The 15,097-nt window shown below is 39.4% G+C and carries 13 protein-coding genes and 2 riboswitches; of the genes, 12 read left to right on the forward strand and 1 reads right to left on the reverse strand.

The window, feature by feature from the left end:
* Positions 1 to 11: 11 nt before the first annotated feature.
* The 7 genes from AC2TDL_RS18845 (at position 12) to AC2TDL_RS18875 (ending at position 9,333) form a co-directional block, all read left to right on the forward strand.
* Positions 12 to 2,843 (forward strand): CFI-box-CTERM domain-containing protein, encoded by a 2,832-nt coding sequence (locus tag AC2TDL_RS18845; RefSeq protein WP_484697597.1) that lies wholly within the window; start codon positions 12 to 14, stop codon positions 2,841 to 2,843.
* A 16-nt stretch (positions 2,844 to 2,859) separates the two neighbouring features.
* On the forward strand, positions 2,860 to 3,627 hold the full coding sequence (locus AC2TDL_RS18850) for a vWA domain-containing protein (protein WP_484697598.1): 768 nt from the start codon (positions 2,860 to 2,862) through the stop codon (positions 3,625 to 3,627).
* A 42-nt stretch (positions 3,628 to 3,669) separates the two neighbouring features.
* Positions 3,670 to 4,668: a PP2C family serine/threonine-protein phosphatase gene (locus tag AC2TDL_RS18855; protein WP_484697599.1), complete on the forward strand. Its 999-nt coding sequence runs from the start codon at positions 3,670 to 3,672 to the stop codon at positions 4,666 to 4,668.
* Between the two features lie 136 nt (positions 4,669 to 4,804).
* Positions 4,805 to 4,884, forward strand: a riboswitch (ZMP/ZTP riboswitch).
* 58 nt (positions 4,885 to 4,942) lie between these two features.
* Positions 4,943 to 5,548, forward strand: a complete 606-nt coding sequence (locus tag AC2TDL_RS18860) for a DJ-1/PfpI family protein (protein ID WP_484697600.1) — start codon at positions 4,943 to 4,945, stop codon at positions 5,546 to 5,548.
* 472 nt (positions 5,549 to 6,020) lie between these two features.
* Positions 6,021 to 6,734, forward strand: a complete 714-nt coding sequence (locus tag AC2TDL_RS18865; protein ID WP_484701293.1) for a response regulator transcription factor — start codon at positions 6,021 to 6,023, stop codon at positions 6,732 to 6,734.
* A 9-nt stretch (positions 6,735 to 6,743) separates the two neighbouring features.
* The gene (locus AC2TDL_RS18870) at positions 6,744 to 7,964 is read left to right on the forward strand and encodes a sensor histidine kinase (RefSeq protein WP_484697601.1); all 1,221 of its coding nucleotides are present in this window, start codon (positions 6,744 to 6,746) and stop codon (positions 7,962 to 7,964) included.
* A gap of 166 nt (positions 7,965 to 8,130) precedes the next feature.
* Entirely contained in the window at positions 8,131 to 9,333 is a 1,203-nt protein-coding gene (locus AC2TDL_RS18875) for a polysaccharide deacetylase family protein (protein WP_484697602.1), read from the forward strand.
* A 125-nt stretch (positions 9,334 to 9,458) separates the two neighbouring features.
* Here AC2TDL_RS18875 and AC2TDL_RS18880 read toward each other — a convergent pair whose 3' ends face one another.
* The gene (locus AC2TDL_RS18880) at positions 9,459 to 9,968 is read right to left on the reverse strand and encodes a hypothetical protein (protein ID WP_484697603.1); all 510 of its coding nucleotides are present in this window, start codon (positions 9,966 to 9,968) and stop codon (positions 9,459 to 9,461) included.
* Positions 9,969 to 10,132: 164 nt separating this feature from the next.
* Positions 10,133 to 10,332: riboswitch (cobalamin riboswitch) on the forward strand.
* A 177-nt stretch (positions 10,333 to 10,509) separates the two neighbouring features.
* On the opposite strand from AC2TDL_RS18880, the gene AC2TDL_RS18885 reads away from it, so the two are divergent.
* From AC2TDL_RS18885 to cobU, 5 genes are all read left to right on the forward strand, one after another.
* Positions 10,510 to 11,541, forward strand: a complete 1,032-nt coding sequence (locus AC2TDL_RS18885; protein ID WP_484697604.1) for an ABC transporter substrate-binding protein — start codon at positions 10,510 to 10,512, stop codon at positions 11,539 to 11,541.
* A 2-nt stretch (positions 11,542 to 11,543) separates the two neighbouring features.
* Positions 11,544 to 12,584, forward strand: a complete 1,041-nt coding sequence (locus tag AC2TDL_RS18890; protein WP_484697605.1) for a FecCD family ABC transporter permease — start codon at positions 11,544 to 11,546, stop codon at positions 12,582 to 12,584.
* Positions 12,581 to 13,360 (forward strand): heme ABC transporter ATP-binding protein, encoded by a 780-nt coding sequence (locus tag AC2TDL_RS18895; protein WP_484697606.1) that lies wholly within the window; start codon positions 12,581 to 12,583, stop codon positions 13,358 to 13,360. The genes AC2TDL_RS18890 and AC2TDL_RS18895 overlap by 4 nt, the downstream gene beginning before the upstream one ends.
* A 3-nt stretch (positions 13,361 to 13,363) precedes the next feature.
* The gene (gene cobT, locus AC2TDL_RS18900; RefSeq protein ID WP_484697607.1) at positions 13,364 to 14,443 is read left to right on the forward strand and encodes a nicotinate-nucleotide--dimethylbenzimidazole phosphoribosyltransferase; all 1,080 of its coding nucleotides are present in this window, start codon (positions 13,364 to 13,366) and stop codon (positions 14,441 to 14,443) included.
* Positions 14,444 to 14,510: 67 nt separating this feature from the next.
* Complete coding sequence (gene cobU / locus AC2TDL_RS18905; RefSeq protein ID WP_484697608.1) at positions 14,511 to 15,089, forward strand: bifunctional adenosylcobinamide kinase/adenosylcobinamide-phosphate guanylyltransferase; 579 nt, start codon at positions 14,511 to 14,513, stop codon at positions 15,087 to 15,089.
* The last annotated feature ends 8 nt before the right edge of the window (positions 15,090 to 15,097 follow it).

A 15,097-nucleotide genomic window follows, 5' to 3' on the forward strand; every position in this document is an offset into this window, starting at 1 on the left:
GAGGTAGAAGAATGCCAGCAGTCACAATAAAGCAAATCGCACATGCTTTAGAAATGTCTGAGGATGAGGCGAGATATTTTTTAATGGGAATAGGGATTCACGTTTCGGAGAACGATTATGAACTAAACGAGGAACAATTGCGAAAGCTTAATGAGGCAATTGAGGAAGTAAAGAATGCTGAAATTGCAGCTGCTGAAACGGCAGCTAAGCTTGATCGTCAAAACAGCCCTCACTCTAGACCAGTTAATAAATCAGAGGAAATAAGTTCGCAAGCTGATCAAGCCGAGAAAGTTAACGAGTCGGGCTCACCATCTTCTAAAACAACTAGGGAGCAGCGTAATGAGACAAGCTCACAATCCGAAACAGTTGAGCAAGCTGATGAATTAAGCTCAAATCCTGATTCCGCTGCCTTAAAGCAGCATTCCCACAATCATCTTGTTGACTGTATTACGAATCATAAAGTGTTTATTGACACGTGCAGTCTGTTACATACAGCGTCTGATCTATTCTGGGCTAACGTTATCCCTATTTTAGAGCAAACGGGCAACAAAATTATTATTCCTTCAAGAGCAATTGAAGAAATTCAAAAGCATAGCTCGCAGCAAATCAATTCTGAGCTTGCGAATAAAGCAAAGGAAGCACTTAAGCTAATTGATAAATTAATGCGTGCCGAACTTATTGATGTTCGTGGAGAAAAATCTGACAACTTTGTTGACAATGTTTTTCAAGTAGTATTTACCAAATTTAGAATGAACCATAAATTGCTGCTTATTACACAGGATGTCGACTTAGCAAGAGATATTTTGCAGCTGAATCATATCAAGTCCGTTCGTGCTAATCCTGTATTTGCAAAGCGAATAAATCGTTTTGGCTACTTAAGTAATTTTACTTTTAATAAGCAGCAAGCGAAAGAGCAGGACCATGAGAAATCACGAGGAACAGCTCAAGCGAAAGACGTGCAAGCCAAAGACTTAAATGAGGGTCCTGTTTTCAATGAGCAGAATAGTTTTAAGCTAACAACAACGTTGACGGATGTTTCCGAGGAGCTATTGCCGGTGTCTAAGCTGCCAGAGGCAGGAGAGCAAGTTATTGCTGACGATGGTAAGCAACAAAGCGTTATTCAGCTTGAACAATTAGTTGCATCAGGTGGGGAAGGACATATTTATTTAACAAATACGCCATTCGTAGCGAAAATTTATAAGCCAGAAAAAATTAATTTACGGCGCTTCGAAAAAATACGTTTAATGTTAAGTAAAAAGATTAAATGTGAAGGTGTCTGCTATCCTGTTGCAATGATTTACAATATGGACAAACAATTTGTCGGCTATTTAATGCCAAGGGCACAAGGGAAAGAGTTGCAGAAAAGTTTGTTTATTAAACCGCTTCTCATTAAAAATTTCCCAACATGGAAGAAAAGAGATACGGTTGAGCTTTGTGTAACCATTCTTGAAAAAATTAAATATTTGCATGAACGTAACATTATTTTGGGCGATATTAACCCTTGCAATATATTAGTAGTTTCACCAACAGAAGTCTATTTTGTCGATACCGACAGCTATCAAATTGAAGGCTTTCCTTGTCCTGTAGGCACGATCAATTATACAGCGCCAGAAATTCAGCGCAAAAACTTTGACTCGTTTTTACGTACATTTGGCAATGAATATTTCGCGGTAGCAACGTTACTGTTTATGATCATGCTGCCAGGTAAGCCGCCATATTCACAGCAGGGCGGGGAAAGCCCAATTGATAACATTATTAATATGGATTTCTCCTATCCGTTTGGTGAGCAAACGAACAAAAAAACGCCAGATGGACCTTGGCGCTTTATTTGGAGTCATTTGCCATATGATATTAAAGAAGCATTTTATCACACTTTCCGTAAAGATGGCGAAAACAACAGAGAAGACAATCGCCTTGATGTAAATGAATGGCTGCAAAAATTTAAGTATTATTTACATTTGCTAGATAGCGGAAAATTCGGCAATCAAGATAGTATGTCGCTAGAGTTATTTCCAGATCGACATAAGAAAAATCGCAATGTAACCTATATCACGTGCAGCATTTGCGGCAAAGAGCACCCTGAGGAATCTTGTAAATCTGGGATTTGTAACGGATGCTTAAATGAAGGTGAAGTCTATTACTGCACCGGCTGCGGTGAAGAATTACGATTTACAAACTATCAAAAGTATATTAAAAATGCTAGGAAACGTGAATATTGCTCAGATTGCTTTGAGCGACAAAATCGCGTATATATGACGCAGATTTGTACAAGCTGTTATCGCAGCTTCGATATTACAAATCGCCAAGCAGATTTCTATTTTTCTAAAGGGTATGATTTACCGAAACGTTGTGACGATTGTCGCAAAAATAAAACGACCTATACATCGTCATTTGCCAAACCATTTACGTCAACGATTCGTACAATGCCAGGATCGAGCACTAGCTCGCGTTCAAATTCAGCTTCTAGTTCAGGCTCAAGTTCTAGCTCTGGCAGCGAGCGCAAAAAATCCGGTTTGTTTGGCTGCTTTATTACAACGGCTGTTTGTCAATATTTCAATAAGCCAGATGATTGCTATGAATTAACGCTGCTGCGTCAGTATCGTGATACTTGGCTGCAGGCACAGCCAGATGGTGCAGCATTAATCGCGCACTACTATGAAATTGCACCTAAAATCGTTGAAAAACTAGAATTGTCCCCTAACAAGGATGAGATATACCGCAATCTATATGATAACTACATTAGTTCGTGCATTACGATGATTGAAAATGAGCAATATGATCGCTGTAAAGAGCATTATATTGCAATGGTCAATACGGTAAAAGCAAAACTGAAACTCAACTAAGAAAAGGAGAATTACTATGAATTCAAATCTATTATTAAGACTGCAAGACCTCGTAAATAATCCAACTCCTCGTGTACCGATTTGCTTATGTATTGACACAAGCGGCTCTATGGGGGCAGTTATTGGCGATGACTATGTGAAAACTGGAAAAACCATTTTTCAAGATGGGAAAACATGGAATGTTGTAACTGGCGGTAAAAGCAGAATTAGCGAGCTGCAAAAAGGAATTGAAAGTTTTTATGAATCGATTAGAGAAGACGAAATTGCACAATACTCTGCTGAAATTTGCATTGTAGAGTTTAATAGTACGGCGAATTGCATTGTAGATTTTGCGAATATTGACCGTCATGAGGAAATTCCAAAACTCATTCCAAAAGGAGATACTGCACTTGGTGAAGGAGTAAATTTAGCTCTTGATCTGCTGGAGCGCAGAAAATCCGAGTACAAGGACAAAGGGGTAGACTACTATCAGCCTTGGCTTGTTATTATGACAGACGGCGTAGCTAATGGTGATGAAGGGGAGTTAAACCGCGCAATTGCTAGAACGCAAGAACTTGTTAACACAAACAAGCTAACTGTGTTTCCAATCGGAATTGGCGATGAAGCAGGTATGGAAACGTTGAAGCTGCTCTCGCCAAAACGGATTCCGTTGAAGCTGCAGGGCTTAAAGTTTAGAGAGTTTTTTGCATGGCTAAGTCAAAGCGTTTCAAGAACCTCCCAATCTACACCAGGTGAGAAGGTTCCGCTAGATTTAGAAGGGTTAAAAGATTGGACAGAACTGTAATAGGAGATCCTTACTGGATTACCTGGAGAGGGATTGTTAATTATGTGGAAAAGTGTTCACTATGCGGAACGTGGCAGAAGCCACGTTTCGACAGGCACACCCTGTCAAGATAAAACGTTAGCTATCCGTAAAAATGGAGTTGACGTTATCGCGCTTGCCGATGGAGCGGGTTCGGCTCTATGGTCACATTTTGGTGCTGAAACGGTCATTAATACTGCAGCAGACTATTTATGCGAGCAGTTCTCAGCAATTGCGAGCAATCCAGACGGCAGACAGGTTAAACTAGATATATTAGAGCGACTACTAAGCGCATTGCATGCAAAAAAAGATGAGCTGCAATGTGAACTCAAAGATCTTGCTTCGACTTTGCTGCTAGTCGCTGTATATGAAGATACCTTTGTTATGATGCATATTGGTGACGGGGTAATAGGATATATTAAGGATGATATATTAAAAGTAGCTTCATCGCCTGAAAATGGAGAATTTGCGAATCAAACAACTTTTATCACATCTAGCAATGCCGCATTAGCGATGAAGCTCTTTAAAGGGAAGATCGAACGGATTGCAGGCTTTGTTCTTATGTCCGACGGTACGGCGGAAAGCTTATATCATAAGCAAAGTAATCAGCTTATTCCTGCATTACTTAAAATTATTCACCGCAATAGTATTATATCGCGTGAACGGATGTATGCCTTAATTGAGGATAGCTTTCACAATGTTATCGTTCCAAATACAATCGATGATTGCAGTATAGCGATAATGTCTCGACCAATTGGAGCCTTAATTGAGTATGAGTATATGTCACATCATCAAAAATGTGAGTTTTTGCAAATAAGTCCAATCAGCAGATCATCGCAAAAACGAGTAAAGCGTTATGATCGGATCCTAACTGAGCTAAGACAGCCTAAGACGGAATTAGAGATTAGTGAAGTTTTGCGATTAAAGCCGCAATATACTAATCGACATTTGCAGCGTTTGCTGGATGCTGGGCTGATTATGGAGCAGGATGGAAAGTATCGCGCGCTGAATTTGAAGCTATAAGGCTGAGGATAGCAGGCTTATCTTGTCGTTATTAACCCCGCTGCTTTCTGAACTAAAGGTAAGCAGCGAGGGTTAAGGTGATTCACTCCGTTGAGTATTGATTTCCTGATTTTTCAGAATATAATAAAAATAAATATCTGGTATGTGCAACTGGCGTAAACGTGGATAACCACGAGGGAGCACATATTTATATCGCCGTACGCCTGGGCAAAGTATTTGATCGATGATCAAATACTTTTTTTATTTCAATTATTTTGTAAGGTTGAAAGGTCAGGTGATTAAAAATGAAAATGGCTTTTATTTTTTTTTTGACGGGATGACAATGTTAGATTTTGTTGGTTTTTACGAAGCAGTAACCTGGATGAGAGTGCTAAAAGCGAAAGAAAATATGTCTTGGGATTTTTGTTCAAATAAAGAACAGATTTCCGATGATCGAGGCTTAACTGTAAAAATCAATCAAGTTTCCCCAGATCTGTCTGCTTATGATCTAATGTTTATTCCCGGGGGAATGGCAACTAGACAACTTAGATATGATAAAGAGTTTATTGCGTGGATTCAAACTGCACGTAATGTAGAATATAAAGTTTCTGTTTGCTCAGGAGCTTTAATTTTGGGAGCAGCAGGAATGTTAGAGGGGAAACGAGCAACTACAAATCCTTCCGTATATGATTTATTGCGACCTTATTGTGCAGAAGTGGTTGAGCAGCGCTATGTAAGAGATGGTAATACGTTTACAGGCGGAGGAGTTTCTGCTTCTATCGATTTGGGGCTATATTTTGTTGAATCACTTACGAATGAAGAAGTGTTGGAACAAGTAATATTAAAAATGGACTATCCATATTATCCAGCGAAAGGATCAAAAAATAGTGAGCTGATCTGAGACATAGGTTAAACAGGCAAACTTAAATAGTCAAACGAAAAAACGTAAAAGGATAGAGTTCACATAAATTTGTTGGCTCTATCCATTTCTGTTTAAAGTTTGGACAACTCGATGTACGTTATTGCTTTAATAATTTAGCAGAGCAAAAACCCAGAGGAAACCAAAGGGCGTAATTAAGAATAAATATAGTTGCATTAACTTCCAAAACTTCCAAGGAAATAAAAATAGACAAACCTAAAAGCAAGAAGCCAGATAATAGAATAATTAAATTAGAATGAAACAGCCTTAAAAAAATATTATTTGGTTAAAAGGTAAAATGTTAGAATTAATTTTACCACAATAAAACGTTAAAGCAAACGGAACGAAAATACAATACATCGCTCTATTAATAAAATAGATTACCAAATATTTGCTAGATTTGCCTAAAAATTATACACTAGATTAGTAATTTTATGTCGAAAGAGGGTTAATGATGGCGGCATTTGCCAATATTTTAATGGTTGATGATGAGTATGAAATCATAAAGTTAATGGAGATTTACTTAAAAAATGAGAACTATCAGTTGTTTAAAGCAAGCAATGGGGTCGAAGCGTTAGAAATTCTTGAAAAGCATCCGATTGATTTAATTATTTTAGATGTAATGATGCCGCAGATGGACGGAATTGAAGCCTGCATACGAATAAGGGAGAAACATCATATTCCAATTATTATGTTGTCAGCTAAGGGACAGGACATGGACAAAATTAGCGGTCTAAGTGTTGGTGCAGATGATTATGTAACGAAGCCATTTAGTCCTTTAGAGCTAGTCGCAAGAGTAAAATCTCAATTGCGGAGAGCAAATCAATTTCAAAAACCAGTAAAGAAGCATGAGCACGAGATTCGGATTGATCAATTGTGTATTAATACCGCTTCGCATATTGTTACAGTGGAAGATAAGGAAATCAAACTAACCCCAAGAGAGTTTGCCATTTTACACCTGCTTGCAACTCATGTTGGTCATGTGTTAAGCATGGAGCAAATCTATGAGCATGTATGGCAAGAGCGTTATCTTGATTCAAAAAATACAGTAATGGTACATATTCGAAAACTTAGAGAAAAAATTGAGACTGATTCGCAAAATCCTCACTATATTAAAACCGTATGGGGAATTGGCTACAAGCTCGAAAATCACGGCGAACGAGGTTAGGTGACAGGGATGCAACGACAATGGATTATATCTATACGCTGGAAACTATTGTTTGCAGCGTTGATTAGCGGGGGAATAACTGCAACAGTACTTTACGTTGTTTATACGCTTGCTACTAGTTTAATAGATGAAGAACCATTTAGTGACATTATTAAATGGGGAATTAATAATTTTGGTTCTAAAATTATATTAACTTTGCTAGGCACAGTATTGTTTGTGACCAGTTATCTGTTTTTAACTCGTACGGTCATTGAAGGTTTGCAGCAATTGCATAGATCATTAATTCGTATAGGTGAAGGCGACCTGCAGCCTCCAGCAACAATTGATACACGGGATGAAATAGGCAGTCTTTCCCGCGCTGTCCATGATTCGATGGGAGGACTTAATGAGTATATTAACGAAATGATTGAAGGTCTTGCGTTAATGGGAGAAGGACAACTGACTCATCGCATTCCCGTACGTGATGAGCATAAGCTTGGAAAGGTTGCACAGCAAATTAATGAAATGGCAGAGCAGCTTACAAAGTCTATTGAGGAAGAACGACTTGCGGAAAAAAGTAAAAATGATTTGGTTACAGGTGTTTCTCATGATCTACGAACTCCGTTAACGTCAATTCTCGGTTTTCTTGAGGTTATTCAGCAAAATCGATACCGCGATGAAGTAGAAATGATGCATTATGTTGATATTGTCTTTAATAAAGCAGAGCATTTAAAGCGTTTAATTGACGATCTTTTTGAGTATACACGGATGAACAACGGGATGCCAATTGAAAAAGAGCCGTTACTGCTAGATGATTTTCTTCAGCAGCTTATGGAAGAATATGTACCGATTATGAGTAAAGAAGGGCTTGAAGGGCGGTTAATCATTGAACATCGTCGACTTAAAATTGCTGCAGATGGTGAACTGCTCGTTCGCGCAATCGGTAATATTATGCAAAATGCGATGCGATACGGTAAAGAAGGAAAATATGTTGATGTCACACTGCGTCTTGAAAATCAACAAGCTTTAGTTGTTATTGCAAACTATGGAAATCCAATACCATCCAGTGATTTACCATATATTTTTGAACGCTTTTATCGGGTGGACAAGTCACGCTCTCTGGAAGGTGGCGGAACAGGACTCGGTCTTGCGATTTCACGCAGTATTGTTGAACTTCATCAAGGGACAATTACAGCAGAAAGTGATCTTCATCGGACGGCATTTAGATTAAGTTTTCCAATAGTTTCATAGATTTATAGTGCAACTCTTTTCTAATCGTTTGCGTCAATAGTAGGGCTGAATCCTATTTTTTAATCAAATTATTATTTCAACTTAAGAAAGTCTTAAGATTTTTGATAGTAGGATATTAAGCAATCACCACTATAATGACATAAAACAGGTTCTGGAGGAGATTAAGTTGAAATCGCGGTATTATATTTTGTGTTGGATTGCACTGCTATCCTTACTATTATTTGTAGGCGCATGTTCTGGCAAAACAGTAGAGGTTAAACAAGTGGAGCCAACCATCAATTTAAATGGAGAGAAGCTAGAAAATAGTGGACTTGTTCATAAAGGCAGTACAATGTATATTCCCGCTTCATTTGTTACAGAGATACTTGGTGCAGAATTTATAGAACCTACTGCAGAGGAGCTCGAAGCTGCTAATGATCAGCTTCCGGAGGGAGTTTATTATCGGAATAAAGTTGGAGTATTAATGTACCATGCCATTATGGATGAACCAACTAAAGATAGTATCATTTCAACAGAGCAATTTCGTGAGCATTTACAATGGCTGAAGGATGAGGGATTCGTTCCGATTAGCATTGAACAGTACGCAGCATTTTTGCAAAAACAAGAAGAAGTTCCAGATAATGCAGTATTAATTACGTTTGACGATGGCTATGAAAATTTTTATACGTATGCTTATCCGCTTTTGAAACAGTTTAACTACCCTGCTGTTAATTTTGTAATTGTTTCTGGGGTAGACGATCCGAGCTTGCCAGGAGACAAGAAACTTTCTTGGGATCAAATGCGCGAAATGAAGCAGCATAATATCGCATTCCATAATCATACGTATAAAATGCACGAGTATGTTGCTGTAGATGAAGCAGGTACTAAGCTGCCGCTAGCGATAAGTAAACGATATATTCCAGAAGAAAATAGAGTAGAAACTGATGAGGAATATACGACTCGTGTCACTGAAGACCTTCGGAAAGCAGAAGAACGTTTGCAGGAGGAATTGGGCAATACCCTTTCAGCAATTGCATTTCCTTATGGAGCGTACAACGATCAACTTTTAAGTATCTGTCATTCATTAGGTATCAATATTAGCTTTACAGTAGTAGAAGGCATTAATACTTCTGGGGATATTAATGGTTATCGGATTAATGCGGGTCGCTCTGATCTTTCAGCCGAGGAGCTTCTTTCCCCTTTAAAACCGAAGCCGCTTGTTGAAGATGGAAAAGTTATGAAGTTAAATGGGAAGTTAATTGCCTTCTCGAGTGTAATTGAACAACAAGGAGATAAGGCAGCACTTTATCCACTGCGAGAAATAAGCAATGAGCTTGGCGTTTTTGTTGGTTATACTAAAGCATCAAATACGGTTAATTTAGTTTACTAATTTAGTCTACTAATAATAAAAAGGCTGTTCGGCTCGTCAATAATTGGTTGTCGAGCTGGACAGCCTTATTGTTTAGACATTTGCTTAACGAAAAAAGAGAGATTAATGAATAAAGATAGTTCAGTTTAAAGCACTTGAAATTGATAGGATAGAGCAATTGTTTCATTGCTATTTTCAAGCTGGAAGGTTGCAGTGGCTACCCAAACACCTTTCATTAAAGGAGCGGCATCAACAACGTACGCATTAGGATCAGTATCACTTGCTAATGGGAATGCTTTTACGGTACCACAGTTCATATCTAGCATTTGCAGTGTAATCATAATGTTTTTAAGCTGTGGGAAATTTTGCTTATTCGTATAGATTTGGATATTGTCGTTTTTAGCTAAAGCATTTTGTATTGCAGGAGAGTTTGCAATTTGCAAAACAAATTGACTATTTTGTAAGGCATAGTGCTGTTCGTTTGTTGCGAACAGCTGAATGGAAAACCCACCTGCCTCATAATAACTAGAAACTGCTTTGGCTGGAGAGGCATGAAAGCTAGTTGCGACAAAAAGAAAACAGCCGATTGTAAGAAATAAAAGGAGAAAAGTAAACGTTTTTGAATTGAAGAGCTGTTTGATAAAACGTTGTTCCATTGACAAGCCAGCCCCTTTCAACTAATGATGTTATGTGCAAGCCTATTGTAAGTACATAGAGCAGACGTGCATAATAATTTGATACAAGATTATATGTAGATAGGCTAGTTTATTATTCACTGCTAGACAGCATGTCCCAAAATGTGTATATTATATTTTATAAACAGCATATTGTGAGTTTAGGTTCTATGCTGAGGCATAGATTAAAAGGGAAGCTGGTGAAATTCCAGCACGGACCCGCCACTGTAACGATGAATTCGCTAGAATAAGGTGTTGTCATTTGTCACTGATAAGGATAGCTTATTGGGAAGACGACAATACTGATCATCGAAGTCAGGAGACCTGCCTAAGCTTGTGCAAACATATTCCTACGTGGATTTAGGAAATGTTGGAACCAGGTTCATCTTTGAACTAGTTATTTGTCGCGTCTCCAACATTGGCAGGCGCTTTTTTATTTGCATCATTTTTTAGTGCAATAATGGAGCGTCTCTATATGTCTGCAAGCAGTATGACTACATAAATGGGATAGGAGATAGAGACAATGAAAAAGGTAAGTTCAAACCTCATGAAGCATCTTTTCATCATTATGCTAATGTTGCTGCTAATGGCTATGACAGCATGCGGTGATGGCAGCAACGCTGCGAACAGTAAGCAAGCAAACAATGAATCACAGCAAAATGCAGCAGAAGCCAACAATAATAATCAGGCAGACTTCCAAGAGAATAGCGGAGAAAATAGTAATCAAGCTGCCGAGACGACTTATCCATTAACCGTCACAGATATAACAGGAGTTGAAGTTGTTTTAGAGCAGGAACCGCAACGAATTGTTAGTCTTGTTCCAAGTGAAACTGAGATTGCTTTTGCAATCGGTGCTGGAGATCGTGTTGTAGGGGTTGACGAGTACAGCAATTATCCCCAAGAAGCCACAACGCTTGCGAAAGTAGGCGATGTAAACACTAACATTGAAGCGGTGATGGCGTTAAATCCTGATCTAATTTTAGCTAACGAAAAGATGAATTCTGAGGCGATTGCTAAGCTGCGTAATCTTGGCTTGACTGTTTATACTTCAGATCCAATTACGTATGATGAAACGGTAGCCCATATTGAGCAATTGGCAACTATGCTAAATACACAAGAAGCTTCCGCTGAAGTGATTAATCATATGAAACAAACAAAAGAGGATATAGTTGCTAAGTTGCAGGGTGCAGAAAAACGAAAAGTGTACCTTGAGTTCTCACCAGGTTGGACGATTGGTAAAGATACGTATATGGACGACCTTGTAACGATCGCTGGCGGGATAAATGTCGCTGCTGATCAAGCAGATTGGTATGAAGTAGATGGTGAAGCGATTGTTGCTAAAAATCCTGAAGTAATCATTTATCCTGATTTTGGAGAGGAGCAAAGCTCAATCTTAGCTGGGATTCAAAGTCGTCCCGGCTGGGAAGTGATTGATGCTGTGAAAAATAAGCGGATTGTAGCAGTTGATAACGATCCACTTGTTCGTGTAGGTCCTCGACTTGCAGAGGGGCTGTACAGTATTGCAGCAGCAATTCATCCAGAGCTGTTTCAATAGATATGAAAAAGTTACTAATGTTATATGGAGGAGCAGCAATGCTCCTTCTTCTATTAACGATTGTAACCGCCATTTCACTAGGCTCGGCGGGGATTTCTTTTATTGATGTCTGGAAAATATTATGGTTAAGTCTGCCATTTAATAACGGTGCAGACAGTTTATACAGCAGTGGCGAAATCGCAATCGTCATGCAGGTTCGTTTATCGCGTGTATTATTAGGTGCATTAGTTGGCGCATGTCTTTCATTAGCTGGAGTCGGTTTTCAAGGAGTATTGCGCAATCCGCTTGCTGATCCTTATACATTAGGTGTAGCATCAGGCAGCTCAGTAGGTGCAGCATTTATTATTTTAATGGGCTATCAGTTGCTGCTTGGAATATGGACTATCCCTGTCGTTGCCTTTATAACAGGTATGCTAACATTATTAGGTGTTATCGCTTTGGCTCGCTATAAAGGATCGATGCAAATTCAGACACTTGTCCTTGCAGGCGTTATTATTCAATCATTTCTCGGATCTTTTGTATCTTTAATGGTTTCGTTGTCTGACGGGGTAGTGAATGAGATTTTGTTCTGGATAATGGGCTCGATTGCGATGAAAAGCTGGGAACATGTTTATTTGCTTATACCTATTGTATTGCTTTCTTTACCGATCTTAATGCTATATAGCAGACAATTGAACCTATTTACGCTTGGTGAACGAGAAGCTGCATATCTTGGAGTTGATGTTGAACGAAGTAAATTAGTTATCCTTATTGTTTGTACATTATTAACCGCAGCGGCAGTATCTGTTTCAGGAGTTATTGGCTTTGTCGGACTTGTTGTTCCGCACTTGCTTCGTTTACTTGTTGGTCCAGATTATCGCTTGCTTGTCCCATTGTCTGCAATTGCAGGTGCGATTTATATGATTGGCGCAGATACGCTTGCCAGACTTCTTTTATCACCAAAGGAGTTGCCGCTTGGCGTTGTTACTGCACTGATTGGTGCGCCGCTGTTTACTTATTTACTTGTAAAGCGGAATCGCCAGGAGGGGGTTAACTCAATATGATCCAATTACAGCACCTTTCTTTTCAATATGATCAGCGAAAGATAGTTAATGACATTAACTATTCCTTTGAACAAAATATGATTTATGGCATCATTGGTCCAAATGGTGTGGGTAAATCAACATTACTGCAATTAATAGCAGGTGTTCGTAAACCTAGCTTAGGTTCAATTTTGTTAAAGGGAAAGCCATATGCTCACTACTCACGAAAAGAAATTGCTAAAAAAATTGCCGTATTGCAGCAAGGCGGTTTACCGTCTCTTAGCTTCACAGTTAGGGAAGTCGTGGCGATGGGACGTTTTCCTTATCAAAATTGGCTTGGTACTGATACTGATAATACAGAGCAGTTAATTGACGAGGCGATCCAGGTAACAGGTTTAAGCAAGCTTGCAAACCGAAAGCTGGAAGAACTAAGCGGAGGAGAACGGCAGCGAGCAGCGCTAGCAAAAGTATTAGTGCAGCAACCAGAAATATTACTGCTAGACGAACCGACAACGTATCTCGATATTGGCTATCAGCAAATGATTATGGAGTTAGTGAAAGAATGGCAAAGAAAAGAAGAACGATTAGTTATTGCAGTAATGCATGATTTGAATTTGGCTGCACTTTATTGTGACAGGCTGCTTGCTATACAGCAAGGGGAAATTATTGTAGAGGGTGAGCCTAAAACAGTTCTTAGCAATGAGTATATGGCAAGGCTTTATGAGGCAGACACGGTAGTCATTAATCATCCGCAGCACAATGTGCCGCAATTATTGCTAAAAGTAAAGGGGAACTAAGAAATGAATCAATTATGGACAGAGCAAACATTAAAAAGTTACACAAGTACTATTAAACTTCCTGATCAAAGCATCGCGGAAGCGGCTCAACAGCATAGTGACCAATTAACGAAGCCGCCAGGCAGTCTAGGTCGGCTTGAGCAAATTTCAGCGCAAATCGCTGCTATTACAGGAAAGCTTTGGCCAGATCTTTCGAAGCGCTGCGTTGTCATTATGGCAGGCGATCACGGTGTATGTGAGGAAGGAATAAGCGCATTTCCGCAATCGGTAACACCGCAAATGGTGCACAATTTTCTCAATGGCGGTGCCGCTGTTAATGTGTTGGCAAGAGCAGCACAGGCAGAAGTAGCGTGTGTAGATATTGGCGTTGCTGCAGATATTCAGCATGAGCAATTAATTAGTAAAAAAGTAATGTACGGTACAAAAAATATGGCTAAAGGTGCTGCAATGACTCGCGAACAAGCGATACTAGCTATCGGCGTTGGAATTGAAGTGGTTGAAGCTCTATATGAAAAAGGTCATCGCATGTTTGCAACTGGTGAAATGGGGATTGGCAATACAACGGCAAGTGCTGCAATTGTTGCAACGATGACAGGAATTTCTGCAGAGCAAGCTGCAGGTCGTGGTACAGGAATCAGTGATCATATGCTGGAGCACAAAATAAACATTATTAAGCAAGCTATTTCCATTAATGCCCCTAAGACAGAAGAACCGCTTGATGTGCTTAGCAAAATTGGTGGAGTTGAAATTGCAGGTTTAGTTGGGGTAATTATCGCTTCAGCAAAATTGGGTTGTCCTGTTGTATTAGACGGATATATTTCAACCGCTGCTGCCCTTATTGCCGCTGCCCTAGTACCAAATTGCAAATATTATATGATTTCTTCACATCAATCGCAGGAACAAGGTCATGTACATGCGTTATCATCATTAGGACTTGCTCCTTGTATTCAGCTAGATTTACGAGTTGGAGAAGGAACGGGCGCAGTTCTTTGTTTTCACTTTATCGACGCAGCATTAAAACTAATGCAGGAGATGGCTACATTCGCAAGTGCGGGAGTAGATGGGAAATCTGCAACGAATTAATTGCTTAAAAATAGATTGGATGTAAATATGAGGTTAGTCTTTTAGAGGCGAGGAAGGAGTTAGGACAATGGCGGTGTTCGTTACTGGTGGTGCTCGAAGCGGAAAAAGCAGATTTGCAGAGAAGCTAGCTGCTCATCGGCATAAACAAGGAATATATATTGCAACGGCAGAAGCCTTGGATGAGGAGATGGCAGAACGCATTGATAAGCATCAAATTGATCGTCAACAATCAGGTTTTGCTTGGCAAACGATTGAGGAACCATTGCATCTTGCTTCTTGTTTGCAAAATTTAAAAGAAGAGGCTAGCCGGCAAATGGAGCAGACTGTAGTATTAGTAGATTGCTTGACGCTTTGGTTAAGCAATTGGTTTTTTAAGCTTGATGTTCCTAGTAACGGTACTAAGCTGCTTCATGAGCAAGTTCGTATACTAGCCGATCAGGTTTATAGCTATCCTTACCCGCTAATTATCGTTAGCAATGAGGTTGGTGACGGAATAGTACCTGCTGACCCGCTAAGCCGCACTTATCGTGATGAGGTTGGCCGCCTGAACGCTCTAATCGCTGAACAATGTGAACAAGTATTTCTCGTCACTGCTGGAATACCGATAGAATTAAAATCAATTGCCTATCGGTTAGAGGAATCATGATTCTAGAT

Source organism: Paenibacillus sp. plas6, assembly GCF_057221655.1.